Consider the following 22,690-nt stretch of genomic DNA (forward strand, 5'->3'; position numbering starts at 1 on the left):
CCATGACGAAAGGGGATCGGGACACCCCTGCCGAGGACGGCACCAAGCCGGCGCGGCGGGGATGGCGGGACCCGGGTCGATGGTGGCGAGCGGTGCGAACACCGCTGCGGCTGCTGCACGGCTGGGCGGTGCTCACGCAGCACGAAGCCCTTGCCGTGACGACAAGGGCTCTCGTGATGATCGGTGACGCGGTCTTCGGCACGCAACAGCGCTGACCGCGGCGCCTGCTGAGGATCGGCCCGGTGTCGGATGGACCCCGGCATCGGGCCGATTCTCTCCGTGCGCGGCGTTTCACTCCGGCACGGCGAGTATGTTAGCCGCGCTCAGTGTTCACCGGGTGTGATCAGGGCCCGCTTCACTCGCTCGGCGTAACATCGAGGTGCTGAATGGAGGCCCCACGATGGTTCTCCTCTACATCCTCATCACGATCGCGTCCGTGGCCGCGCTGGTCGCCGCGGCCAGCGCCCGCGTGGTCAAACAGTACGAGCGCGGACTCGTCTTCCGCTTCGGCCGCGTACGGCCTGACCTGCGCAATCCCGGTCTGACGTTCCTCATGCCGGTCTCGGACCGGCTGCACAAGGTCAACATGCAGGTGGTCACCATGCCGGTGCCCGCCCAGGACGGCATCACCCGCGACAACGTCACGGTCCGGGTCGACGCCGTCGTCTACTTCAAGGTCATGGACCCGGTTCTCGCCGTGGTCAACGTGGAGGACTACCGCTCCGCCGTCGGCCAGGTCGCGCAGACGTCGTTGCGGTCGATCATCGGCAAGAGCGACCTCGACGACCTGTTGTCCAACCGCGAGCGGCTCAACCAGGGGCTCGAGATGATGATCGACAGCCCCGCGCTCGAGTGGGGCATCCACATCGATCGGGTGGAGATCAAAGACGTCGCCCTGCCCGAATCGATGAAGCGGTCCATGTCACGCCAGGCCGAGGCCGAACGCGAACGCCGGGCGCGGGTCATCTCCGCCGACGGCGAGCTCCAGGCCTCCTACAAGCTCGCCGAAGCCGCGCGGACGATGGCCGACACGCCCGCCGCGCTGCAGCTGCGGCTGCTGGAGACGGTGGTCGAGGTGGCCGCCGAGAAGAACTCGACCCTCGTCCTGCCGTTCCCCGTCGAGCTGCTCCGGTTCCTCGAGAACGCGTCGAGTTTGCCAAGCCGTGATCGTTCAACGATGACTACGGAATGATTACGCAGCAGGTCAAGGACGTGACAGGGCGTAGGAGGTTGCCGTGACATAACGCACAGATAACGGGATTGGCTTGCTTCGGCCCCAGGAGTCGACCAACGCTAGGCCCATGGGTAGACACCGCGACACCTCATCGGAGGGCCGAAGTCTTCTGAGCCTGTTCGGCGGACGACGCCGTCAGGCCGACGACCTCTTCGACCGCAGCTTCCGTTCTTGCGACGGCTGTGGGGCTGACGTTTACATCCTCGCCGAGGAATGCCGCGGCTGCGGCGACGAACTGGTGCTTCGCGCGGGCTGAGTGGTCCTGCGCACTTCCGTACCGCGAACGGCCGTTAACCGGTGGATACTCCCGGGTAACTCTTCAAGCCGTCTTCGTCAAGGGAGCTCGCATGGCCCGCCTCGCCCAGACCGCTGGATTGACCGACATCCAGCGCGAGATCCTCTCCACGGTCAAGGACTTCGTGGACAAGGAGATCATCCCCCACGCGCAGGCGTTGGAACACGCGGACGAGTACCCCGCGGACATCGTCGCCGGGATGAAGGAGATGGGCCTGTTCGGGCTCACCATCCCGGAGGAGTACGGCGGCCTCGGCGAGTCGCTGCTCACCTACGCGCTGGTCGTGGAGCAGATCGCGCGTGGCTGGATGAGCGTCTCGGGTGTCATCAACACCCACTTCATCGTCGCGCACATGATCAAGCAGCACGGCACCGAGGCGCAGAAGCAGCACTTCCTGCCCCGCATGGCCACCGGCGAGGTCCGCGGCGCGTTCTCCATGTCCGAGCCCGACCTCGGCTCCGACGTCGCCGCGATCAAGACCCGCGCGAAGCGTGACGGCGACGACTACGTCATCGACGGCGCCAAGATGTGGCTGACCAACGGTGGCTCCTCGAACCTCATCGCGCTGCTCGCGAAGACCGACGAGGGCGCGGACAAGCCGCACCAGAACCTCACCACGTTCCTCATCGAGAAGCCCGAGGGCTTCGGCGAGGTCGCCCCCGGCCTGACCATCCCGGGCAAGATCGACAAGATGGGCTACAAGGGCGTCGACACCACCGAGGCCGTGTTCGACGGCTACCGGATCGGCGCGGACAAGGTCCTCGGCGAGGCGCCCGGCAAGGGCTTCTCGTACATGATGGACGGCGTCGAGGTCGGCCGGGTGAACGTCGCCGCCCGCGCCTGCGGCATCGCGATCCGCGCGTTCGAGCTGGCCGTCGAGTACGCCCAGCAGCGCCATACCTTCGGCAAGGCCATCGTCGAGCACCAGGCCATCGCCTTCAAGCTGGCCGAGATGGCCACCAAGGTCGAGGCCGCCCACCTGATGATGGTCAACGCCGCCCGGCTGAAGGACTCCGGCGAGCGCAACGACGTCGAGGCGGGCATGGCCAAGCTCATCGCCTCGGAGTACTGCTCCGAGGTAACCCAGGAGTCGTTCCGCATCCACGGCGGCTACGGCTACTCCAAGGAGTACGAGATCGAGCGCCTCATGCGTGAGGCGCCGTTCCTGCTCATCGGCGAGGGCACCAGCGAGATCCAGAAGACGATCATCTCCCGCGGCCTCCTGCGCGACTACAAGTCCCGCGGGTAGAAGCCTCGCGTTCCGGACGGCCCACTCCCTCACATGGGGGAGTGGGCCTTTCCGCGTCCCGGGTTCGCTCACGGCGGCGAACATTGGCAGGATGGGGGGATGACCGGTGCGTTTTCGGGCTCTGGACGTTCCAACCAGGGCCTGCCCAAAGTGCCCACTCCGCCGAGCGGGTGGCCCATCGGCTCGTACGGCACCTACCAGGAGGCCCACCGCGCGGTGGAGCATCTGGCGGGCAATGACTTCCCCGTCGAGGAAGTGACCATCGTCGGCGTCGACCTGATGCTGGTGGAGCGGGTGATCGGGCGGCTGAGCTGGCCGAAGGTCCTCGGCACGGGCGCGCTGTCCGGCGCTTGGTTCGGCCTGTTCGTCGGGCTGCTCCTGGGCCTGTTCAGCCAGCAGCAGGCGTCTTTCGCCCCGATCCTCGTCGGCCTGTCCGCCGGTGTGGTCTTCGGCCTGATCTTCGCCGCCGTCGGCTACGCCAGCACCCGCGGCCGCGGCCGTGAGATCGCCTCCGCCACCCAACTCGTCGCGGGCCGCTACGACGTGCTCGCCCAGCCGCGCAACGCCGAGAAGGGGCGCGACCTCCTGGCGAAGCTGGCGATGGGGCCTGGGGGAGCGCTCAGCTAGCGCCGAATTGCGGACCGTGATCACCGGGCTTACGTTCGGATGATCCGGTGCGCGGTGGCTGGGCGGGCCGGTGGCACGTCGGGGTGCTGAATCGCAGGGGGCCTTCCCGACGTGTCCGTCGGGAGGGAGGCCGGCAGTGCGTGCTGCCCGTCGAATCACCGCCGCGGTCTGTGCCGTGGCGCTCGCGTCCGCCTGTGGTTCCGAGGAATCCGGGACCACGGTCAACGTGTACTACTCGACCGAGGAGAACTTCGACCAGGTTGTCGCCAAGTGCACGGAGGCGGCGGGCGGTCGGTACCGGATCGCGCTGAACACCTTGCCGCGTGAGGCCGACGGCCAACGCGAGCAGATGGTCCGCAGGCTCGCCGCGGGCGACAGCGACATGGACGTGCTGGGGCTCGACGTCACGTGGGTCGCCGAGTTCGCCGAGGCGGGCTGGATCGCCGAATGGACCGGCGCGGACAAGAGCGCGGTCGAGGACGGCACACTCGAAGGTCCGCTGGACACCGCGCGGTGGACGGGAAAGCTCTACGCCGCGCCGAAGAACACCAATGTCCAGTTGCTCTGGTATCGCGGCGACCTCGTCACGCAGCCGCCCTCGACGTGGGCGGAGATGCTCGACCAGGCCCGGGCTCTGAAAGCGGCCGGGAAGCCGAGCACGGTGCTCATGACCGGTGCGCAGTACGAGGGTCTGGTCGTGCAGTTCGCCACGCTCGTCGCGTCCGCGGGCGGCAAGATCCTGTCCGACGACAGCACCCGAGCGGTGGTCGACGACGGTGCTGTCCGGGCGCTGCAGGCGTTGCGAGACCTGGCGACTTCGCCGGTGTCGAGTCCGTCGCTGTCCAACGCGAAGGAAGACGACATCCGGTTGGCGTTCCAGGGTGGCGAGGCGGCCTTCCAGCTGAACTGGCCATTCGTGTACGCGGCGATGGCCAAGGCGAATCCCGAGCTGGCGTCGAAGATGAAGTGGGCGCCGTATCCCTCGGTCGACCAGGGAAAGGCGGGCACAGTCACCATCGGCGGCTTCAACCTGGCGGTCAGCGAGTACTCGCGGCACAAAGCGGAGGCGTTCGAAGCGGCGAAGTGCTTGCGTGACGCGGAAAGCCAGAAGTACTCCGCGATCAACTCCGGGGTGCCGCCCACCATCGAGTCGGTCTACGACGACCCGGACCTGGCCGGACCGTACCCGATGCGTGACGCGATCCGCGCCGAACTCAAGCGCGCCGCGGTCCGTCCGCTCACTCCCGCGTACCAGACCGTCTCGACGCTGATCTCCACGATCCTGTCGCCGCCGTCGTCAATCGATCCGCCCGCCACCGCGGACCGGCTGCGCAAGGAGCTGCAGGACGCCTTGGACTCGAAGGGAGTGCTGCCGTGACCCGCACACTCGACCGGCCGGTCGCGCGCCGCGCGGAACGCAAAGGGCTCAGCGAGGGGAAGAAGGCCGAACGCAAGCTCGGGTGGATGCTCTGCGCGCCCGCCGCGCTGGTGATGCTCGCGGTCACGGGGTATCCGATCGTGTACTCCGTCTGGCTGTCCCTGCAGCGCTACGACTTGCGCTTTCCCGACCAGCGGCAGTTCATCGGGATCGACAACTACGTGACCGTGCTGACGAATTCCTACTGGTGGATGGCTTTCGGGGTGACCACGCTGATCACCGTCATCTCGGTGGCCATCGAACTGGTGCTGGGCATGGCTTTGGCGATCGTCATGCACCGCACCCTGGTGATGCGCGGGCTGGTGCGAACGGTCGCACTGATCCCGTACGGCATCGTCACCGTCGTCGCCGCGTTCTCCTGGCGCTACGCCTGGACCCAGGACACGGGCTACCTCGCCGATCTCTTCGCCCCGGGCGCCGCGCTGCTCACCGAGCGCGTTCCGGCGCTGGGCATCATCATCCTGGCCGAGGTGTGGAAAACGGTGCCGTTCATGGCTTTGCTGCTCATGGCGGGCCTGGCGCTGGTGCCCGACGACTTGCTGAAGGCCGCGTCGATGGACGGCGCGTCGGCGTGGCAGCGGTTCGTCAAGGTGACGGTCCCGGTGATGAAGCCCGCGATTCTCGTCGCGCTGCTGTTTCGCACGCTGGACGCCTTTCGCGTGTTCGACAACATCTTCGTGCTCACCAACGGCGCGCAGCAGACCGGTTCGGTGTCCATGCAGACGTACAACAACCTGATCAAAGGGCTGAATCTCGGCATCGGCTCCACCATGTCGGTGCTGATCTTCCTGGCGGTGGCGCTGATCGCCTTCCTGTTCATCAAGGTGTTCGGCACCGCCGCACCCGGTGGCGCCGATGAGAGGAAGCGCTGATGGCCGCCATCGGAACCGCCGCGCCCGCCGGAGCCAAGGCGCGTTGGGCGCTGATCGACATCCTGGTCGTGGTCTACGCCCTGGTGCCGGTGCTGTGGATCGTGTCGCTGTCGTTCAAGACCAAGGAAACGCTGACCGACGGCAACTTCGTCCCGCGGTCGTGGACCTGGCAGAACTACGTCGACATCTTCAACACCACGGAGTTCATCCGGGCGTTGGTGAACTCGATCGGCATCGCGCTGATCGCCACTGTCATCGCCGTGGTGCTGGGCACGATGGCCGCGTACGCGATCGCGCGCCTCGAATTTCCGGGGAAGCGTGCGCTAGTGGGTGTTTCGCTGCTGATCGCGATGTTCCCGCAGGTGTCGTTGGTGTCGCCGCTGTTCGAGATGGAGCGCGGTCTCGGACTGTTCGACACCTGGCCGGGGCTGATCCTGCCCTACATCACCTTCGCTCTGCCGCTGGCGATCTACACGCTGTCGGCGTTCTTCCGCGAGATTCCCTGGGAACTTGAGAAGGCCGCAAAGATGGACGGCGCGACGCCGGCGCAGGCGTTCCGCCGGGTGATCGCCCCACTGGCCGCGCCCGGTGTGTTCACCACGGCGATCCTGGTGTTCATCTTCTGCTGGAACGACTTCCTGTTCGCCATCTCGCTGACCTCCACCGAGGCGTCGCGCACGGTGCCCGCGGCGCTGTCGTTCTTCACCGGGTCCTCCCAGTTCGAGGACCCGACCGGGACCGTGTCGGCGGCGGCCGTCGTCATCACCGTCCCGATCATCCTGTTCGTGTTGTTCTTCCAGCGCCGCATCGTCGCGGGGCTGACCTCCGGTGCGGTGAAGGGCTGACCCATGGCTGAGATCGTCCTGGACAAGGTGACCAAGCGTTACCCCGACGGCGCGCTCGCGGTGTCCGATGTGGACATCGAGATCGCGGACGGCGAGTTCCTCATCCTGGTCGGCCCGTCCGGCTGCGGGAAGTCCACTACCCTGAACATGATCGCGGGCCTGGAGGACATCACCGACGGCGAGCTGCGCATCGACGGCCAACGGGTCAACGAGCGAGCGCCGAAGGACCGTGACATCGCCATGGTGTTCCAGTCGTACGCGCTGTATCCGCACATGAGTGTCCGCGAGAACATGGCCTTCCCGCTGCGGCTGGCCAAAGTCGACAACCAGACCGTGAACCAGAAGGTCGACGAGGCCGCGCGCATCCTCGACCTGACCCAGCACCTCGACCGCAAGCCCGCGAACCTTTCCGGCGGCCAGCGGCAGCGAGTGGCCATGGGGCGTGCGATCGTGCGCGACCCCAAGGCGTTCCTCATGGACGAGCCACTGTCCAATCTGGACGCCAAGCTGCGGGTGCAGATGCGGACCTCGGTGTCCAAACTGCAGAAGCGGCTCGGCACGACGACGGTGTACGTCACCCACGACCAGACCGAGGCGATGACTCTCGGCGACCGGGTCGTGGTGATGCGCGGCGGACATGTGCAGCAGATCGGCTCACCGCAGTTTCTCTACGAGCAGCCCGCCAACCTGTTCGTCGCCGGATTCATCGGGTCGCCGTCGATGAACTTCCTGCCCGCGACCCTGGAGAACGGCGGACTCTCCACCCCGTTGGGCGCCTTCCCACTCACCGACCGGATCCGCCTGCTGGTGGAGGGAGCCAACGCGCCCCGCGAGGTGATCATGGGCCTGCGCCCGGAGCACTTCGAGGACGCGGCCCTGGTGGACGGCCAGTCCACCACGTTCGAGGCGACGGTCGACGTGCTGGAGTCGATGGGCTCGGACAAGTTCGCCTACTTCACCGTCGAAGGCGAGACCGCGACCTCGGCGGAACTCGAGGAACTCGCCGCCGACGCGGGCTCGGCGGACCTGACCGACAGCGGCGCCCAGATCGTCACCCGGCTGTCCGCGGCATCGGCGGCCAAACAGGGCACGCCGTTGGATGTGTGGTTCGACGCGGACAAGGTCCAGCTGTTCGACCCGGCGGACGGAAGGAACCTGACCTACTCCGGCTGACCCTGTGGACAGCCGTTTGCGCCGGTCCCGCCATGGGAGGAACGTGAACCAGGTCGGACGTTTCAGCGTGAAGCGTCCCGGGGACCAGGGGAAACACACATGCGCACGCTCTTGCGCGCGGCACTGGCCGCGCTGTTCACTCTGTCCACTGTGCTCGGTCTGAGCACCCTTGCCACAGCCGATCCGATGCCCTGCGACAGTGGTGAGCTGTGTCTGTGGGCCGAACCGACCTTCGCCGGCCCACGGGCCGTGATGACCTTGTCGAACACCACCCTGGAGGAATGCGTCCCGGTGCCGGACGGTGTCGAGGGCCGCTCCTTCGCGAACCGCCTGAGCAGGCCCGTCACCGTGTACCAGGACGCGGACTGCGCCACCGAGGGCGAGTTCGACACATACCCGGGTAGAGGCACGTACGTGCCGGACGCGCCGTTTGTCGTCCGGGCGGTGCAGATCTGGTTCAGTTGACCGCCCTCGGCGTTGGCACGACCGCCCGGGCCACGAACGACACCACTCGTGGCTCGCCCGCCCGCGCCGTTCGTCGGGTAGGGATGCCACTCCTTGGAGCTTCGACCTCCTGTCACCCGCCACCCCGGCAACCGCGACCAGCGGCATACGCCGCCCCAACCCGGCCGGACCTGCTCGGCCGCCTGTCAACGGCGTTACGGACGCCCACGGTTGCTCATGCCCGAGCGCCGGCTGGGCGACGGCGATCCGGTTCGTCTGTGCGGGTGGGCAGGGGTTTCGCGGTCGCGGGCGGCCGTCCGAGCCCGCGAGGCTGCAAGGTCGGCGAGCCCGGTCAGGCCGCTGGTCAGGGAGCAGAGCGGGGCTTGCTCGGTCGTCGGGAGACGGGTTGTAGGTGGCTGTGGTTGTTTGGTGCCCGGTGTGTCGCTGGGCGACGGTGATCTGCTGGTTGTCGGCGCGCTGGTGGGCAAGGGTCCGCCGTTCCGGGCGCCGCCCCGGCACGGTCGGGTGTGCTCGGTCGTTGGCCCAACTGCTTGTGGGGCCGCGGTTGCCTATGCCCAAGCGTTGGCCGTGCGGGGGTGTCCGAACGCGGTCGGGTGCTCGGCCGCCAGTCAACGGCTTGCCGGTTCGGCGGTTGCTCGTGCCCGAGCGTCGGACGGGCGACCGCCTGCCCAGGACGCTCCCGTTCGGCCGCACCGCGCATCCAACGCGGTGCGGCATGTCGGGCTGGTCGAACGTGCTGGGGAGAGCTTGACCACTGGGGCCGTCACTCTCCCGAATCTGTCCCGTTGGCTGATGTGGCAATCGGCGGCGGCGTTTGCGGCGGCTGGTGGGTCAGCGGCGGTCGCGGAGGGCGGTGATCACTTCGTCGTCCCAGCGGTGGGTGCGGATCAGGCGGTAGCGCTCGGCGATGACCCACAGGTACGCCTCCGCCTCGGTCTGCGTGCTGATCATCCCGGCCTGCCGGAGGAGGGCGACCACGGGGACGAACTCCTCGGTGTACCACCGGGCGGCCACGGTGGCGCGGTCGAGGAAGGTGTGTTCGTCCTGCATGAGCCGGAAGCCCCACGCCTCCACGGCTTCCGAGAGCTGCGCGTAGTCCCACGGCGCGACGAGGTTGATGGCGGTGCGGGCCTCGCCGCGCAGGGGGACTCGGTCAAGGAAGATCCGGCGGTAGTCCTTGACGATCAGGTCGCCGCGGTACCGGATGCCGTCCGCCTGAACGCGGGTGACGATCTCGGTGACGTAGGCGTCGATCGTGCGCAGGTTGAGCGCGTGCGCCACCGACACCCGGTGGTGCCCGTCCACGACGAAATGGAGATCGCCTATGCGGTAGACCTCGATCGGTGGGATCGACTCGCCCCTTCGCTGCGCCCTCGCCAGGCGTTCCCAGCGGTCGCGGGCCCGGCCGGACGTCGGCCGGAACCTGCGGTCGAAGTCGCGGGTGCGGTCGACACTGCCGATGATCGAGTCGAGCGGAATCACCTGCAGCCCCAGGCGCTTCTCGCCTTTGCGGCCCAGCGCGGCGACGACCTCGTCGAACGGCAGCATGATGTTGACGTCGTCAGGTTCGCGGCGCAGCCAGGCCGCGAGCCGGGAGAGGACTTGGCGTCTGCGCATGCGCAGGAAGTCGTTTTCCGCGTCGGCGCGGGTGAACCCGGTGTCACGCGCCATGGTCCGGCTCCGGGATGTCGAGGATGCGGTAGCCGACGGCGTTGATCACCCGGGTCTCGCCGAGCGTGCGGTCGGGGACGGGCTCGCCGTGCGGGTGGATGTGGCCGTGCAGCAGGACGGTGGGCCGCAGCGCGCGCACCGTGGTGTGCAGGCATTCGAAGCCGCGGTGCGGCCGGTCCTCGCGGTCGCCGAGGTGCCTCGGCGGCGAGTGGGTCAGCAGCACGTCGACACCGCGGCCGTCGCGCAGCCGGCGCCAGGCGGCGCGGCGGCGCAGGGCGCGGGCGCGGCGTGCCATCTGCCGCTCGGTCCACTGGTTCGGCCCGGCGCTGTAGCGGATCGACCCGCCCAGGCCCGCGATCCGCAGCCCGGCGACGTCGGCGACCTGGCCGTCGACGTTGATCGCACCCGCGGGACCAGGCCATTCCACGGGAAGGCCGCCGCTGGTCCACAGTCCCCGCGACGAGCCGTAGCCACCGAGGTCGATGTCGTGGTTGCCTGGTACGAACACGCATGGTCGGTCGAGCGCGTCGGAAAGGAACTCGAGGTAGTCGAACGGCAGGTCGCCCGCGGCCAGCACCAGGTCGACGTCGTGGCCGCGCACCCGGGTGGTCCACAGGTGTTCCACGACCTCGTCCGCCACCGCGAGCACCTTCGGCATCGTCCGAGCGTACGTCCGATCAGGTATCGATGTGCCGCCGCGAAACGAGAAGCACCTCGGGGGAACGGTTCTTTCCCGGGCCGCGTCGGAACAGCTAGCGTGATCATCGGATGCGATCGTCCAGCGGGCGGTCGTTCAGTCACGGGTGCGGTGGCCAGGCCTGCCACCGAGGGGAGTTCGTGGGATGGGCAGTGGGCAGCAGGAGGGGGACCGGTACGTCACCGGTGGCGTGAACTGGGAGGCCTACTCACTCGAAGACCTCGTCGCCATGGTCGCCGAGAACGCGAGCGCTCCCCAGTTGGAACGCCTCGCCGACGACTGGCGCGCCGCGGGCACCGAAGTCACCGACGCGGCGGCCGTCTTGGCGACCGCCCTCGAGGAGCTGATGCAGTACTGGTCCGGCGCGGCCGCCGAACAGGCCCGCGCCGACGTCGCGCTCAACGCGCAATGGGTGGGTGACCTGGGGGAGACCGCCCACCAGATCGGCGACCCGATCCAGGAGGCGGCGGGCGCGCTGAAAGCCGCGCAGGACGCCATGCCGGAGATCCCGCCCGCCCCGCCGGTGGACCCGGCCCTCGCGGTGGACGCGGCCGAACGCGGCGGCCTCGCGGGTGGCCCGATGGCCGCCGCGATCAACGCCACCGCCGCGGGCGCCGACAGTGCCTTCGCCGCCCAGCAGCAACAAGCGCAGCTCAAAGCCGTGGCGGTGGAAGCGATGCGCCGCTTCGAGGGCGCCGCCCTCGGCATCGACGCCGCGACACCGCGGTTCGAGGAACGCGAGACCGAACTGCGTCCCCGCCCGGACGCCCCGAACCTCCCGCAGCCGCCCACCTGGGGTCCGACCGTGCCGGTCTCCTACGTGACGGACGTCGAACTTCGCTGGCTGGAACTCACCGGAGGCAACCCCGCCACCACAGCACAATCCCTCGACAGCAGCACCGGGGCGTCCGCCGGGAGCGGTTCCGGTGGCGCAGGCGGCTATGGCGGGGGAGCCGCGGCCGCGGTGGGGGCGGGAGCGGGCGGCGCCGCCGCAGGCCCCATCGCCCGCGGACCGCAGTCTGGTCAGCGGACCGGCATCACCGAGTCATTCCAGAACCCGGTCAAACCCGTCACCGCGGGTCCCGCGCTGCACGCCGCCCCGGCGGCCGCCCACGGGGCGATGGCAGGCGGAATGCCGATGGGGGCAATGGGCGCGGGCCAAGGCGGTGACCAGGGTGAACACCGCAGGCGCTACCCGTTCGACGCCGAGGACCCGTTCGCGTTGGACCAGAAGGCATCGCCGCCGGTGATCGGCCTGTAGGCGCGGAGATGACCAGGGAGACGACTAGAGACGAGATGCCGGTCATGGACTCGCCACAGGCGCGCGGGGATAGGGGGAAGACATGAGAGAAGAACTCGAACGGCGGTCGCTGATCGAGGAGCGACTGGCAGGCCCAGAGATGCTTACCCCCGACGCGGCGGACATCCCGCCACCGCCCATGCCCACCCCGCAGCCACCGCCAATGCCGGCGCCCGCCCCCGCACCCCTGCCTGCCCCCGCACCGGCGCCGCCTGTCTCCGCCCCCGCACCGCTACCTGCTCCCGAGCCGGTTCCCGCACCGCCGACCGCGCCCGGGCAGCCGGTCGATGCGACGCAGCCCGTTCCGCGGCCGGGTGAGCCCGTGCCGGTTCCTGGCGGATCTGCCCCGCCGCCCAGCGCCACGCAGCCGGTTCCGTTGCCCGGCGGGTCCGCACCAATCCAGGTGCCGCCGGTGAGCCCGGGCCAACCGGGTCCCGCGCCGGGGGAGCCCGGCGCCCTCCCAGCGCCATTACCCGACCTCGGCAAGCCCGCGCCGCCGCCTGGTACCCCGACGCCCGCCCCCACCGGGCCGCCACCACCCGCAACCCCGACCGACGGCGCGACGACCCCACCCCACGGAGCAACGCCGCCACCCGGCACCCCAACCCACGGCGGCACCCAGCCCACCCCGACCGAGCAGTCGCCCGGCTACTGGGATGTCGACACCGACAAGCTCACCGGCTTCGCCATGGCCGTCACCTCCGCCCGGTTCGGCCTCGCCGCCGTGCAGGCTCGGGTCGAGCGCATGCAGGGCGATGAGTACACGCCCAAGCTCGGGACGAGTCCGGTCGGGCAGCAGCTGGCCAAGAAGTTCGACGACCGCCTCAACGGCGAAGCGGGCCTGCGCGGCCTGCTGGCCGAGGCGATGCGTCGGATGGACCAGTTCATCGAGAGCGCCGAGAAGGTCCGCGACACCTACCGCGAGACCGAGGCCGACGCCCAGCAGTCGATCAACCGGGTGAGCGGCGGATGACCGCGCCCACCCGCCAGGGCATTTGGCTGCAGCCCGCCGAGGTCGATCTCCTCTGCACCTTCGCCGAGGTCTCGCCCCCGTTCCCCCTGGCGATCCCGTCCCACGGCGCGACCGCCGACGAGCGCCAGGACATCTTCCGCGCCGCCCGCGCCGAGTTGTCGGCCCGTGGTCTGGCCGACCACCGTGGGCCGCAGGGGCTCGCCGCGGCGTTCGTCGGTCTGCTGCGCGACGGCGCAGGGTCGCTGGACCTGATTGTCGCCCGCCGCGGCGGTGTGCGGCGGGTGCTGGTCTTGACCAGGCGCGAGCAGGCTTTGGTCGCGCGGCAGGACAGCGGCGACTCCGCCGTGCAGCTGCTGGCCCTGTCCACCCATGACGCCGTCGAGCACCTGATGCGCATGGTCCCCGACCAGCCCCCGGCCATGGCGGCGCCGTTCAGCCTGCCAAGGCGGGCGGTCGACCAAGCCCACCGGGAGATCCTTGCCGCGACCGGCCGCGGCGGCGACCCGCGCAGGCTCTCGCCCGACGAGGTCGACCGCATCCTGCGCCGCCACGGTCTCGACGACGCCACCGTGCGCCGGATGGCCACCCACCTGCAGCCGGTGCTCGGCAACGGCCAGGCGGGCATCGCCGTCAAACGCGGGTACGCCGAGGCCTGGACCCGATCTGGCGAGGAACTGCGCTGGTTGGACACCGCCCGCGGCCGCTTCCGCATCGCGGGCGGCGGGCAGGCCGACTGGATGAGCGTCAACCCCCTACCCCGCGACGACCTCCGCACCGAGTTGCGCGCCCTCGCCCAGGAGCTCTGGCAGTAAATGCGGAACTCGCCGAAAACGACGGGCGGACCAGCTACCGTCATGGTCGGAAACGATGGTTCGGGAGGCTGACGCATGATCGATGTCGAACAGCTGGTCCGCCGGGTCAAGGAGAACGCCGAGCAGGCCGCCGCCGCGCGCGCCGCCGCCGAGCAGGACCGCAGACGTCGCCGCGAGACCGACGACACCTACGTCACCGGCGGCGTCCACTGGAACGGCTACAGCCTCGAAACGTTGCAGCGCATGGTCGGCGACCACGCCAACCCCAGCCAGCTCGACATGCTCGCCGAGGAGTGGGCCCGGCACGGCGACCGAATCGGCCGCGCCGCGAAGGACCTGTCCCGCTCGCTGAGCCGCCTCATGGACTTCTGGTCGGGGACGGCTTCGGAAGCGGCCAACCGCACGGTGATCACCAACGCGGCCTGGGTCTCGGAGATGGCGGCGACGGCCAAGAGCATGGCCGACCCGATCCAGGACGCCGGTGGCGCGCTGCGCTCCGCCCAGGACACGATGCCGGGCAGGCCGCGCAGCGCCTGGTACGCGACAGCCGGGGGCGGTGCGGCCGTCGGTTTCGCCGTGGGCGGTCCGATCGGCGCGGCCTTCGGCGCGGCGCTGGGCGGTCTCGCCAGCGCGTTCGGCTTCGGCAGCAACAAGAAGAAGCTCAAGCGCAAGGCCGTGCAGACGATGCAGCGGTTCGAGGCCGCGGTCCTCGGCATCGACGGCTCCACCCCGCGTTTCGGCGGCTCGGCGTCCGGTGTCGACCCGGGCACCGGCCCCGGCACGACCCCGCCGCCGGGTGTCGGCACACCCGGCCCCGGGGTCACCGTGCCGGGCGGCCCGTCGCACCCAGGCTGGAACGGCGCCAACCCGCCCACGGGTGGCACCACCCCGTCCTTCGCGCCCCCGTTCGGTTCCGGCTGGGAGGTGCGCTGGCAGGGCCTCACCGGCTACGGCGGCGGCAACGCGGGCCTGGGCGCGGGCGGCCTCAACGGTCTTGGGGCGGGCGCGTTCGGCTTCGGCGCGGGCGGGCTCGGCACCGGACGCGGCGGGCTCGGTGCCGGACCGGGCGCCGGTGTCCGCGGCGGCGCCAACGGCCGGGGCGCCCGGGCGGGCGCGGGACGCTTCGGCCGGGTCAACGGATTCGGTGACGCGGCCCGCGGCATGGGCGGCGCGGGGGCCGCGAGCGGGCGCGAGGAAGAAGACAGCGAGCACCGCAGGCGGGTCCCGATCGAGGAGGACCCGTTCGCCATCACCGACCTGAAGTCCGCGCCACCGGTGATCGGGCTCTAGCGTCACACAGCGGAACTGTGGAGAGGAACCCCATGTACGTCGATGAGCCAGGCCCGATCGGGAACTTCGACGGCGCCAACGGCTGGCAGGTCGACCCCGCGCAGGTCCGCGAGTTCGCCGCCGCGGTCGAGGACGTGCGCGCCGACCTCGACGCGATCATCGCCGAGGTCGCCGACCTGAGTTCTCCCGCGTTCCAGCCAATGCTGGGCACCAGCCCCGTCGGCCAGGAGCTGGCGGAGAAGTTCAGCGACCGGCTCGGCTCCGAATCAGGGCTGCGCGGGCAGTTGGAGACCGCCCTGCAGCGAATGGAGGAGTTCGTCGCGAGCGCGGAGCGGACCGCCGCCGGTTACCAGGAAAGCGACGAGCACGCCGCCAAGCGGTTCCCGAACACCTGATGGCCGAGGTCGCCCTGCACCCGGTCGAGGTCGACCTGTTGTGCGTGTTCGCCGAAGTCGAGGCGCCGTTCCCGATCGAGGTCCCCGCTTCCGGGCAGAGTGACATCGAGCGCGGCGTGCTGTTCTCCGGTGCGGCGCGACAACTCCGCGACCGCGGACTGGCCGACGAACGCGGTCCGCTCGACGTCGCCGAGGAGTTCGTCTACCTCCTGCGCGCCTGCACGGGCGTGGTCGACCTGATCGTGCTGAGCGACGACCGCAAGCTCGCCGCGGCCGTCCTCACCGCCTGCGACGAAGCCCTGCTCGTCGTGCAGGACAGCGCCGATCCCCACGGCATGATCCGCCTGCGCGCGGCCACTCTCGACGACGCCATCGGCACGCTGGAACGCATGGTCCCGCGGGTCGACGCCCCACTGACCGCGCCGTTCAGCCTGCCCCGCCGCGGGCTTGAGTCCGCGTTCGAGGCGATCCTCGCCGAAGCGCCGAAACCCTTGGCGCAGAACGAGATCGAGCACATCCTCGCAGCCAACGGGATCGATGACCGGGTCGCCCGCCGGATGGTGTCGCACCTGCAGCCCGTGCTCGGCAGCGGCCAGACCGGCGTCGCCAGGCGCGACGACAGCGAAGACCAGTGGCGCCGCGTCGGGGAGGAGATCCGGTGGATCGACACCCCGCGCGGACGCTATCGGCTGGCGGGCGACGCGGACTGGATGAGCGTGAACCCCTTGGGAACAGACGACTTCCGGGCGACGCTGCGGACCATGGCGGGGTCGGTCAGGGCGTAGGCGGCATCTCCGCGATGAGCGCCGTCACGACCGCGATCCAGGTGATGATCGTGGCCAGAAGCCAGAACTTGAGGTTGGTGAACAGCCGGGTCATGGCGGAACCTCCCATCGGGGAAGCGGGTGGGGGACCTGGGTGTCGCTGGAGCCGGGAAAGGCCTCCAGCTAGAGCCATCGGTTCTTGCGGAAGATTCGATACAAGACGAGACAGGCCGTGAAGATCACGACCATCACCAGCGGGTACCCGAACTTCCATTTGGTCTCGGGCATGAAGTCGAAGTTCATCCCGTAGACGCCGACCACCATCGTCGGCACGGCCACGATCGCCGCCCACGAGGTGATCTTGCGCATGTCCGAGTTCTGCTGCAGCGTGATCTTCGCCAGCGTGGCGTCGAGCAGGGTGGTCAGCAGCTCGTCGAACGCCGCCACCCGCTCCGACACCGTCGTCAGGTGGTCGTCGACGTCGCGGAAGTAGGAGCGCACCTCTTCCGGGATCAGCGGCGAGCAGCCCTCCGCGAGCCTGCGCAGCGGATTGGCCAGCGGCATGACCGCGCGGCGCAGCTCCAGGATCTCCCGCTTGACCAGGTACATCTGCTCCGCACCGATTGGGTTCTCCGGCGCGAAGACGGCTCGCTCAAGGAGGTCGATGTCGTTCTCGAACGCCTCGCTGACCGCGAGGTAGCTGTCGACGATCCAGTCGGCGATGCCGTGCAGCACCGCGGCGGGTCCGGCGCTGAGCCGCTCCGGCGAGCGCTCCAGCTCCTCCCGCAGGTTGTGCAGGCCCGAGTGCGCGCCGTGGCGGACCGTCACCACGTAGTCCTTGCCGAGGAACGCCATGATCTCGCCGGTCTCGACGATCTCGTTGGCCGTCGTCGGCGACTCGTGCTCCACGTAGCGGACCGTCTTGAGCACGATGAACAGGTTGCTCTCGTACCGGTCGAGCTTCGGCCGCTGGTGCGCGTGCACCGCGTCCTCGACCGCGAGTTCGTGCAGGCCGAACGTCTCCGCGACACCCTGGATCTGCTCGGCGTCGGGCTCGTGCAGGCCGATCCAGACGAAGCCCTCGCCGCGCGAGCGCACCTCGGCGACGGCGTCGGTGTGCGTCCAGCGTCCGGGCAGTCGCTTGCCGTCGACGTACACCGCGCAGTCGACGACGTACTCCGACTTCCGCACCGGGGTCGGGCGCGGCGCGGACACGGGGTTGCGGCCTCTGCGGCCGCCGAGCGAGGGAATGAAGGCCATCGGGGTCTCCAGGTGCTCCCGCCGCGAACGCGGCGGACCGGACGACCTATCGCCGCTCCGGTGACGGAGCGTCCCTGCCGGACCCGCGGAACCTGCCGCTAGCGGCTGATTCCTCCGGAGGGGACGCGGGTACTACTGCAACCTGTCGCGCTTTCATGACCATGCGGGTCGCCCATGTGCGTCCTCACCTCCTCGCGGCCGGTGGTGAGCCGGGCCGAATGCCCACGCCCACCGGAGCGACAGCCTACATCCTGGGTCCGACCTTTCGATGTTCAGGGATGCGTGATCACACGCGGTGCACTCCCTCACACATCGGTTGCACGCTGGGCCCGCGCGCCGTACACAGTTGTCTACTCGGCGGCCTACTCGCCGGTCACTTACTTGGAGGAACAGTGCAGTTCGGTCGGTACTACGAGGAGTTCGAGGTCGGCGCGGTCTACAAGCACTGGCCGGGCAAGACGGTGACCGAGTACGACGACCACCTGTTCTGCCTGCTCACGATGAACCACCACCCGCTGCACATGGACGTCAACTACGCCGAGAACACCACCGATTTCGGCAAGAACGTCGTGGTCGGCAACTACATCTACTCCCTGCTGCTGGGGATGTCGGTGCCCGACGTGTCCGGCAAGGCGATCGCCAACCTGGAGATCGAGTCGCTGCGCCACGTGAAGCCGACCTTCCACGGCGACACCATCTACGGTGAGACCGAGGTACTCGACAAGACCCCGTCGAAGTCCAAGGATGATCGCGGCGTCGTGTACGTCGAGACGCGCGGCTACAAGCAGGACGGGACCGTCGTGTGCATCTTCCGCCGCAAGGTGATGGTGCCCAAGCAGTCCTACGGCGACGCGCGCGGCGGCGAGCAGCCCGGCAGGCCTGAGCCCAAGGTGTAAAGAGCAAACGGAGGAGCCGTGACCGTGTCGCTGGAGGAGATCAGGCAGCGGTTGCGGCGCTTCGCCGAGTCGGAGGCGGCGGGCGCCTCCCCGCTCTATGAGCACCTCGCCGCCCGCGCCGCCGAGGACGACGCCGTCGCCGGGCTGCTGACCTCCGCGCAGCCCGGTTTCGGCCACCCGACCCTGCTCCTCGCCGCCGTGCACCGCGCGCTGCAGGCCGAGCCGTTCCACGAGCTGGTGAACTACTACCCGTCGATGGGCGGCACCTACGGCCTCGACGCGGGCACCTGGCCGCTGTTCCGCTCGTTCGTGGTGGAGCGGTCGGAGAAGATCCGCGCGCTCATCGCCGCGCACACCACCCAGACCAACGAGGTCCGCCGCGCGGCCCTGCTCTACCCGGCCGTCGCGCTGGCCGCCAAGCAGGCCAAGGCCCCGGTCGGCCTGCTGGAGGTGGGGTGCAGCGCGGGCCTGCTGCTCGACCTCGACCGCTACGCCTACCGGTACCAGACCGAGCAGGCGGGCCAGGTCGTCGCGGGCCCCACGAAGACCGCTCTGGGTCTGCACTGCGCGCTCGAACTCGCCCCCGGCGCCACCCTGCCCGTCATCCCCAAGAAGCTCGCCGTGGCCGCCAAGGTGGGCCTGGACCGCGACCCCGTGGACCTCGGTGACGAGGACGCCGCGGCGTGGCTGGAGGCCTGCATCTGGGCCGACCAGCCCGAGCGGCAGCGGCTGTTCAGCACCGCGGCCGCCATGCAGCACAAGAGCCCGCCAGAGTTGGTCCAAGGCGACGCCGTGGCCGACCTCGCCCGCGCCGCGGGCCGGATCCCGGCGGACGTTCCGCTCGTGGTGATCACTTCCAGCGTGCTCAGCTACCTGCCCGAAGCCGACCGGGCGGCTTTCGCCGAAGCCGTCGCCGCCCTCGCCGAGACCCGTCCGCTGTGGTGGGTCAGCAACGAGTCCTACGCCGCCGCGCTCACTTATGTGCTGCCCGGGCGTGACGAACTTGTCACCGCCGAGAGTGAAACGGCGCTGGGCGTGCTGGGCCTCACGACGTGGTCCCAGGGGCGTCCGGAAGCGGTCGCGCTGGCTCGGACCGCTCCGCACGGCGAGCGGCTGCTCTGGCTGGCCTGACCTGCGCTAACGGGGTAGAACACCCCACCCTCGAAGGGTGTCCGAAAGCTGCTCGACAAGATCGTTACCGGCATCGAGTGTGGTGAATGTCGCAAGGTCGACCCACGCTGCCTCAAGGGCGTCATCACCGGCTTGAAGATCACCGCCCGTAACCGAACAGGCGTAGTCGTAGATCACGTACACCCCCTTGGGGCCCTTTCGCTCCACTACGCCGATCAGGTCCCCGACGATCACTGTCAACCCGGTCTCCTCCTGGAGTTCACGAACCAGAGCGACGTCGTCGGCCTCGCCGGATTCGACCCTCCCGCCAGGTAGAGACCACTGGCCGCGGCCGGGATCGTTCGCCCGCCGAATGAGCAGGAGGCGGCCGGACGAGTCACCGACAATGCCTCCGACACACCGGATTCTCCCGTTTGGACCAGCGCTCATAGCTACAGAGCGTAGCCGTGCTTCTTCGGTAACGCTCCGCATTGACCCAAGCGCGGGACACCCCTCCCGAGCGGGCTCCGCGTGCGGTACAACGGTTTTCAACAAGGCCACTTCGGGTGCGGACGGAACGGGGTAGATCGCAGTGGACGTCAAGAAGGTAATGATCTTGACTGGGGCAGCGTTGCTCGTCTTCTTCCTGGTGACGCAGCCGGTTCAGTCGGCGGGCATCGTGAACTCGATCATCCAGACGCTCAGGGAGGGCGCCGAAGCGGTGATCACCTTCGTTCGTACTGTTTTCTCCGGCTGAGCCGGGTAGCGTCGAACCATGTTCGCGCCCCGAGACCCAGACGAGTACTTGCTGGACTCCGAACGCCGGGTCATCCGGGTGCGCAGGCACTGGGCGAGCCTGGTCTGGGAGGTCTTCGAGGCAGTCGCGCTCCTCGCGATCTGCGTCATGATCTCCTACCTGCTCCCGCCTGCGGCTTGGCTGGTGCAGAACATCCTCTGGTACGTCGCCCTTGCCGTCGTGCTGCGCTTCACCTACCAGGTCATCGACTGGTGGGTGGAGCGCATCGTGGTCACCGACAAGCGGTTCATGATGACCACCGGTGTCATCACGACCCGGGTGTTGATGATGCCGATCGGCAAGGTCACCGACCTGACGTACAAGCGCACGGCGATGGGCCGCATCTTCGGCTACGGCACGATGGTCGTCGAGTCCGCGGGCCAGATCCAGGCGCTCAACAACATCGAGTACCTGCCGAGGCCCGAACAGGTCTACGACGCGATCTCCGAACTCGTCTTCGGCGACAAGAAGGCGGCGGCGGAGCGGTTCTCGATGATCAAGGCGCAGCGGATGGCGCAGGGCAAGCGCAAGGCAATGAAGGCGTGACCCGGGTCATCGTCCACACTGACGCAGGTGCGGATCGACCTTCACTGCCACTCCACTGCCTCTGACGGCACCGACAGCCCGGCCGAGCTGATGCAGGCGGCCGGGCGGGCGGGCTTGGACGTCGTCGCCATCACCGACCACGACACCACAGCCGGGTGGGCCGAGGCCGCGGCCGCGCTCCCGCCCGGGCTGCGGCTCGTCCGCGGCGCCGAGTTGACCTGCGTGTCCGAGGACGGCCGCGGCGACACGTGCACGGTCCACCTGCTGGCCTACCTGTTCGATCCCCAGGCTGAAGCCGTGGTGACCGAGTACGCCCGCACGCGCGCCGAGCGGCGTACCCGGCTGCACACGATGGCGGCCCGCATGGCCGCCGACGGCTATCCCGTCGACCCGCACACGCTGCTGGCAGCGATCCCCGACGACGTCCCCGCGGGCCGCCCGCACCTCGCGCAGGCCCTGGTCCGCGCCGGGATCGTCGGGTCGGTCACCGAGGCGTTCACCAAGCTCCTGCACGGCCGTGACGGCTACTACGTGCCCAGCCAGAAGACCCCGGTCCGCGACGCGATCGACATGATCAAGGCGGCGGGCGGGGTCACCGTGCTGGCCCACGGCTTCGCGCACCGCCGCGGCCCGACGATCAGTGCGGCCGTGGTGGCCGACCTGGCCCGCAACGGCCTCGACGGTGTCGAGATCGACCACCCCGACCACGACGGGCAGGCGCGCGATGAACTGCGCTCCCTGGCGGTCAAGCACGACCTGGTGGTCACCGGCTCCAGCGACTACCACGGCACCAACAAGACCATCGCGATCGGCGCGGAGACCACCGCGCCCGCCATGCTGGACGCGATCATCGAACGCGCCACCGGCGCCAAGATCCTGGAGGGCTGATGAGCTGGTTCGACGTCCAGATCTTCACCCACGCGCTGATCACCCTGCTGGTGATCATGGACCCGCCGGGGACGATCCCGGTCTTCCTGAGCCTCACCGGCCGCAAGACGAAGGCCACCAGGCTGCGCGCGGCCCGCCAGGCGGTGCTGGTCTCGCTCGGCGTGATCACCCTGTTCGCGATCGGCGGCGAGGCGATCCTGTCCTACCTCGGCATCGGCATCCCCTCGCTGCAGGGCGCCGGCGGTCTGCTGTTGCTGCTGATCGCGCTCGACCTGCTCACCGGCCGCGGGATGACGGAGCCGGAGGCGGTGGAGGACGTCAACATCGCCCTGGTGCCGCTGGGTACCCCGCTGCTCGCGGGCCCCGGCGCCATCGCCGCGACGATCGTCTTCGTCCGCCAGGCCGACAACGACAGCGGCACCGCGGGCTACGTCGCCGTCGGCGCCGCCATCCTCGCGGTGCACCTGATCCTGTGGCTGTGCCTGCGCTACTCGGGCGTGGTGATCCGGATCATCAAGGACAGCGGCATTTTGCTGCTGGCCAAGATCGCGGGTCTCCTGCTCGCCGCCATCGCCGTGGAACTGATCGCCAACTCGGTGAAGGGTTTCATGCAGTGACATGGCGCCGCCTTCGGCGGCGCGGGCTCGGTCGCTTTGGTGGTCACCGCGACCGAGCGGGTGGATCACTTGTGGTTGAGTAAGGTGTTGAGGGCTTCCTGGGTGCGAACGATGGCGGCGGTGCCGTCGTCGTGGATCACGATGGGGCGTTCGATCAACGCCGGGTTCGCCGCCAGTACGGCGATCCACTGCGCGCGGTGGTGCGGGAGGTCGGCGAGCCCGAGTTCCTTGGCCAGCGGCTCCTTGAGCCGGGTGATGTCCCAGGGCTCCAGATTCAGCTTGACCAGCACCTCTTCGATCTCCGCGGCGGTTGGCGGATCTTCGAGGTAGCGGCGCACGGTGTGCTCGGCTCCCAGCTCGCCAAGAGCCAGCTCGGCGCTGCGGGACTTGCTGCATCGGGGGTTGTGCCAAATTTCCACACCCTCGATTGTGCCCCGCGCATCGAGTGTCGGTGGCACTGCGTACGGTGAGACCCGC

At 69.3% G+C, this 22,690-nt stretch carries 27 protein-coding genes; 22 read left to right on the top strand and 5 right to left on the bottom strand.

Features of this window, described 5'->3' with window-relative positions; translation table 11 throughout:
- Positions 1-92: 92 nt before the first annotated feature.
- The 10 genes from GPZ80_RS33490 to GPZ80_RS24745 all read left to right on the top strand — a co-directional run bounded on the left by GPZ80_RS33490 (position 93) and on the right by GPZ80_RS24745 (position 8,198).
- Positions 93-215 carry a hypothetical protein gene (locus tag GPZ80_RS33490; RefSeq protein WP_281401458.1) on the top strand — a complete coding sequence of 41 codons (123 nt, stop codon included), beginning with the start codon at positions 93-95 and terminating at the stop codon, positions 213-215.
- Between the two features lie 185 nt (positions 216-400).
- Positions 401-1,192: a slipin family protein gene (locus tag GPZ80_RS24705; RefSeq protein WP_187223475.1), complete on the top strand. Its 792-nt coding sequence runs from the start codon at positions 401-403 to the stop codon at positions 1,190-1,192.
- Between the two features lie 109 nt (positions 1,193-1,301).
- Positions 1,302-1,490 (top strand): hypothetical protein, encoded by a 189-nt coding sequence (locus GPZ80_RS24710; RefSeq protein ID WP_091378294.1) that lies wholly within the window; start codon positions 1,302-1,304, stop codon positions 1,488-1,490.
- A gap of 91 nt (positions 1,491-1,581) precedes the next feature.
- Positions 1,582-2,778: an acyl-CoA dehydrogenase family protein gene (locus GPZ80_RS24715; RefSeq protein ID WP_091378291.1), complete on the top strand. Its 1,197-nt coding sequence runs from the start codon at positions 1,582-1,584 to the stop codon at positions 2,776-2,778.
- A gap of 99 nt (positions 2,779-2,877) precedes the next feature.
- On the top strand, positions 2,878-3,405 hold the full coding sequence (locus GPZ80_RS24720; RefSeq protein WP_187223476.1) for a YflT domain-containing protein: 528 nt from the start codon (positions 2,878-2,880) through the stop codon (positions 3,403-3,405).
- A 136-nt stretch (positions 3,406-3,541) separates the two neighbouring features.
- On the top strand, positions 3,542-4,783 hold the full coding sequence (locus GPZ80_RS24725) for an ABC transporter substrate-binding protein (RefSeq protein ID WP_187223477.1): 1,242 nt from the start codon (positions 3,542-3,544) through the stop codon (positions 4,781-4,783).
- Positions 4,780-5,715, top strand: a complete 936-nt coding sequence (locus tag GPZ80_RS24730; RefSeq protein ID WP_312880555.1) for a carbohydrate ABC transporter permease — start codon at positions 4,780-4,782, stop codon at positions 5,713-5,715. Before GPZ80_RS24725 ends, GPZ80_RS24730 begins: the two co-directional genes overlap by 4 nt.
- Positions 5,715-6,560 (top strand): carbohydrate ABC transporter permease, encoded by an 846-nt coding sequence (locus GPZ80_RS24735; protein ID WP_187223478.1) that lies wholly within the window; start codon positions 5,715-5,717, stop codon positions 6,558-6,560. The genes GPZ80_RS24730 and GPZ80_RS24735 overlap by 1 nt, the downstream gene beginning before the upstream one ends.
- 3 nt (positions 6,561-6,563) lie before the next feature.
- Positions 6,564-7,733 (top strand): ABC transporter ATP-binding protein, encoded by a 1,170-nt coding sequence (locus GPZ80_RS24740; RefSeq protein ID WP_187223479.1) that lies wholly within the window; start codon positions 6,564-6,566, stop codon positions 7,731-7,733.
- Positions 7,734-7,832: 99 nt separating this feature from the next.
- Positions 7,833-8,198 (top strand): peptidase inhibitor family I36 protein, encoded by a 366-nt coding sequence (locus GPZ80_RS24745; RefSeq protein ID WP_187223480.1) that lies wholly within the window; start codon positions 7,833-7,835, stop codon positions 8,196-8,198.
- Between the two features lie 831 nt (positions 8,199-9,029).
- On the opposite strand, the gene GPZ80_RS24750 is transcribed toward GPZ80_RS24745, so the two are convergent.
- Complete coding sequence (locus GPZ80_RS24750; RefSeq protein WP_187223481.1) at positions 9,030-9,869, bottom strand: ParB N-terminal domain-containing protein; 840 nt, start codon at positions 9,867-9,869, stop codon at positions 9,030-9,032.
- Positions 9,859-10,527 carry a metallophosphoesterase family protein gene (locus GPZ80_RS24755; protein ID WP_187223482.1) on the bottom strand — a complete coding sequence of 223 codons (669 nt, stop codon included), beginning with the start codon at positions 10,525-10,527 and terminating at the stop codon, positions 9,859-9,861. The genes GPZ80_RS24750 and GPZ80_RS24755 overlap by 11 nt, the downstream gene beginning before the upstream one ends.
- Positions 10,528-10,711: 184 nt before the next feature.
- Here GPZ80_RS24755 and GPZ80_RS24760 point away from each other — a divergent pair, with 184 nt between their 5' ends.
- The 6 genes from GPZ80_RS24760 to GPZ80_RS24785 all read left to right on the top strand — a co-directional run bounded on the left by GPZ80_RS24760 (position 10,712) and on the right by GPZ80_RS24785 (position 16,121).
- Positions 10,712-11,827: a WXG100 family type VII secretion target gene (locus GPZ80_RS24760; RefSeq protein ID WP_187223483.1), complete on the top strand. Its 1,116-nt coding sequence runs from the start codon at positions 10,712-10,714 to the stop codon at positions 11,825-11,827.
- A gap of 451 nt (positions 11,828-12,278) precedes the next feature.
- The gene (locus GPZ80_RS24765; protein ID WP_187223484.1) at positions 12,279-12,839 is read left to right on the top strand and encodes a hypothetical protein; all 561 of its coding nucleotides are present in this window, start codon (positions 12,279-12,281) and stop codon (positions 12,837-12,839) included.
- Positions 12,836-13,651, top strand: a complete 816-nt coding sequence (locus GPZ80_RS24770; RefSeq protein ID WP_187223485.1) for an ESX secretion-associated protein EspG — start codon at positions 12,836-12,838, stop codon at positions 13,649-13,651. The genes GPZ80_RS24765 and GPZ80_RS24770 overlap by 4 nt, the downstream gene beginning before the upstream one ends.
- A 75-nt stretch (positions 13,652-13,726) precedes the next feature.
- On the top strand, positions 13,727-14,941 hold the full coding sequence (locus GPZ80_RS24775) for a WXG100 family type VII secretion target (RefSeq protein ID WP_187223486.1): 1,215 nt from the start codon (positions 13,727-13,729) through the stop codon (positions 14,939-14,941).
- 32 nt (positions 14,942-14,973) lie between these two features.
- The gene (locus GPZ80_RS24780) at positions 14,974-15,336 is read left to right on the top strand and encodes a hypothetical protein (protein WP_091383424.1); all 363 of its coding nucleotides are present in this window, start codon (positions 14,974-14,976) and stop codon (positions 15,334-15,336) included.
- Positions 15,336-16,121: an ESX secretion-associated protein EspG gene (locus GPZ80_RS24785; protein ID WP_187223487.1), complete on the top strand. Its 786-nt coding sequence runs from the start codon at positions 15,336-15,338 to the stop codon at positions 16,119-16,121. The genes GPZ80_RS24780 and GPZ80_RS24785 overlap by 1 nt, the downstream gene beginning before the upstream one ends.
- Positions 16,122-16,283: 162 nt before the next feature.
- On the opposite strand, the gene GPZ80_RS24790 is transcribed toward GPZ80_RS24785, so the two are convergent.
- Entirely contained in the window at positions 16,284-17,360 is a 1,077-nt protein-coding gene (locus GPZ80_RS24790; RefSeq protein ID WP_187223488.1) for a magnesium and cobalt transport protein CorA, read from the bottom strand.
- A gap of 392 nt (positions 17,361-17,752) precedes the next feature.
- Between GPZ80_RS24790 and GPZ80_RS24795 the strand changes: the two genes are divergently transcribed.
- Both GPZ80_RS24795 and GPZ80_RS24800 read left to right on the top strand, forming a co-directional pair.
- On the top strand, positions 17,753-18,256 hold the full coding sequence (locus GPZ80_RS24795) for a MaoC family dehydratase (RefSeq protein ID WP_187223489.1): 504 nt from the start codon (positions 17,753-17,755) through the stop codon (positions 18,254-18,256).
- 18 nt (positions 18,257-18,274) lie between these two features.
- The gene (locus GPZ80_RS24800) at positions 18,275-19,387 is read left to right on the top strand and encodes a DUF2332 domain-containing protein (protein ID WP_187223490.1); all 1,113 of its coding nucleotides are present in this window, start codon (positions 18,275-18,277) and stop codon (positions 19,385-19,387) included.
- A 6-nt stretch (positions 19,388-19,393) separates the two neighbouring features.
- Here the strand turns inward: GPZ80_RS24800 and GPZ80_RS24805 are convergent, their stop codons facing one another.
- A complete protein-coding gene (locus GPZ80_RS24805) occupies positions 19,394-19,816 on the bottom strand; it encodes an NUDIX hydrolase (RefSeq protein ID WP_187223491.1) in 423 nt (140 codons plus the stop codon).
- Positions 19,817-19,958: 142 nt separating this feature from the next.
- Between GPZ80_RS24805 and GPZ80_RS24810 the strand changes: the two genes are divergently transcribed.
- Genes GPZ80_RS24810 through GPZ80_RS24825 form a run of 4 tightly spaced genes read left to right on the top strand, consistent with a single transcriptional unit; the run spans position 19,959 to position 22,213 of the window.
- On the top strand, positions 19,959-20,123 hold the full coding sequence (locus GPZ80_RS24810) for a hypothetical protein (RefSeq protein WP_166657828.1): 165 nt from the start codon (positions 19,959-19,961) through the stop codon (positions 20,121-20,123).
- An 18-nt stretch (positions 20,124-20,141) separates the two neighbouring features.
- Positions 20,142-20,708 carry a PH domain-containing protein gene (locus tag GPZ80_RS24815; protein WP_187223492.1) on the top strand — a complete coding sequence of 189 codons (567 nt, stop codon included), beginning with the start codon at positions 20,142-20,144 and terminating at the stop codon, positions 20,706-20,708.
- A 27-nt stretch (positions 20,709-20,735) separates the two neighbouring features.
- On the top strand, positions 20,736-21,596 hold the full coding sequence (locus tag GPZ80_RS24820) for a PHP domain-containing protein (protein WP_187223493.1): 861 nt from the start codon (positions 20,736-20,738) through the stop codon (positions 21,594-21,596).
- A complete protein-coding gene (locus tag GPZ80_RS24825; protein WP_376771715.1) occupies positions 21,596-22,213 on the top strand; it encodes a MarC family protein in 618 nt (205 codons plus the stop codon). Before GPZ80_RS24820 ends, GPZ80_RS24825 begins: the two co-directional genes overlap by 1 nt.
- A gap of 65 nt (positions 22,214-22,278) precedes the next feature.
- On the opposite strand, the gene GPZ80_RS24830 is transcribed toward GPZ80_RS24825, so the two are convergent.
- Positions 22,279-22,632, bottom strand: a complete 354-nt coding sequence (locus tag GPZ80_RS24830; RefSeq protein ID WP_187223494.1) for an arsenate reductase family protein — start codon at positions 22,630-22,632, stop codon at positions 22,279-22,281.
- Positions 22,633-22,690: the final 58 nt, after the last annotated feature.

It is taken from the genome of Actinokineospora xionganensis (assembly GCF_014323725.1).
In the GTDB taxonomy this organism is placed as follows: Bacteria; Actinomycetota; Actinomycetes; order Mycobacteriales; family Pseudonocardiaceae; genus Actinokineospora; species Actinokineospora xionganensis.

Excerpts from the sequence above, each read along its gene's own strand:
- GPZ80_RS24760 (WP_187223483.1), top strand. The coding sequence starts at position 10,712 with ATGGGCAGTGGGCAGCAGGAGGGGGACCGGTACGTCACCGGTGGCGTG.
- GPZ80_RS24770 (WP_187223485.1), top strand. The coding sequence starts at position 12,836 with ATGACCGCGCCCACCCGCCAGGGCATTTGGCTGCAGCCCGCCGAGGTC.
- GPZ80_RS24815 (WP_187223492.1), top strand. The coding sequence starts at position 20,142 with ATGTTCGCGCCCCGAGACCCAGACGAGTACTTGCTGGACTCCGAACGC.
- GPZ80_RS24750 (WP_187223481.1), bottom strand. The coding sequence starts at position 9,869 with ATGGCGCGTGACACCGGGTTCACCCGCGCCGACGCGGAAAACGACTTC.
- GPZ80_RS24780 (WP_091383424.1), top strand. The coding sequence starts at position 14,974 with ATGTACGTCGATGAGCCAGGCCCGATCGGGAACTTCGACGGCGCCAAC.
- GPZ80_RS24710 (WP_091378294.1), top strand. The coding sequence starts at position 1,302 with ATGGGTAGACACCGCGACACCTCATCGGAGGGCCGAAGTCTTCTGAGC.
- GPZ80_RS24785 (WP_187223487.1), top strand. The coding sequence starts at position 15,336 with ATGGCCGAGGTCGCCCTGCACCCGGTCGAGGTCGACCTGTTGTGCGTG.
- GPZ80_RS24825 (WP_376771715.1), top strand. The coding sequence starts at position 21,596 with ATGAGCTGGTTCGACGTCCAGATCTTCACCCACGCGCTGATCACCCTG.
- GPZ80_RS24745 (WP_187223480.1), top strand. The coding sequence starts at position 7,833 with ATGCGCACGCTCTTGCGCGCGGCACTGGCCGCGCTGTTCACTCTGTCC.
- GPZ80_RS24790 (WP_187223488.1), bottom strand. The coding sequence starts at position 17,360 with ATGGCCTTCATTCCCTCGCTCGGCGGCCGCAGAGGCCGCAACCCCGTG.
- GPZ80_RS24740 (WP_187223479.1), top strand. The coding sequence starts at position 6,564 with ATGGCTGAGATCGTCCTGGACAAGGTGACCAAGCGTTACCCCGACGGC.
- GPZ80_RS24775 (WP_187223486.1), top strand. The coding sequence starts at position 13,727 with ATGATCGATGTCGAACAGCTGGTCCGCCGGGTCAAGGAGAACGCCGAG.
- GPZ80_RS24735 (WP_187223478.1), top strand. The coding sequence starts at position 5,715 with ATGGCCGCCATCGGAACCGCCGCGCCCGCCGGAGCCAAGGCGCGTTGG.
- GPZ80_RS24805 (WP_187223491.1), bottom strand. The coding sequence starts at position 19,816 with ATGAGCGCTGGTCCAAACGGGAGAATCCGGTGTGTCGGAGGCATTGTC.
- GPZ80_RS24715 (WP_091378291.1), top strand. The coding sequence starts at position 1,582 with ATGGCCCGCCTCGCCCAGACCGCTGGATTGACCGACATCCAGCGCGAG.
- GPZ80_RS24705 (WP_187223475.1), top strand. The coding sequence starts at position 401 with ATGGTTCTCCTCTACATCCTCATCACGATCGCGTCCGTGGCCGCGCTG.
- GPZ80_RS24720 (WP_187223476.1), top strand. The coding sequence starts at position 2,878 with ATGACCGGTGCGTTTTCGGGCTCTGGACGTTCCAACCAGGGCCTGCCC.
- GPZ80_RS24755 (WP_187223482.1), bottom strand. The coding sequence starts at position 10,527 with ATGCCGAAGGTGCTCGCGGTGGCGGACGAGGTCGTGGAACACCTGTGG.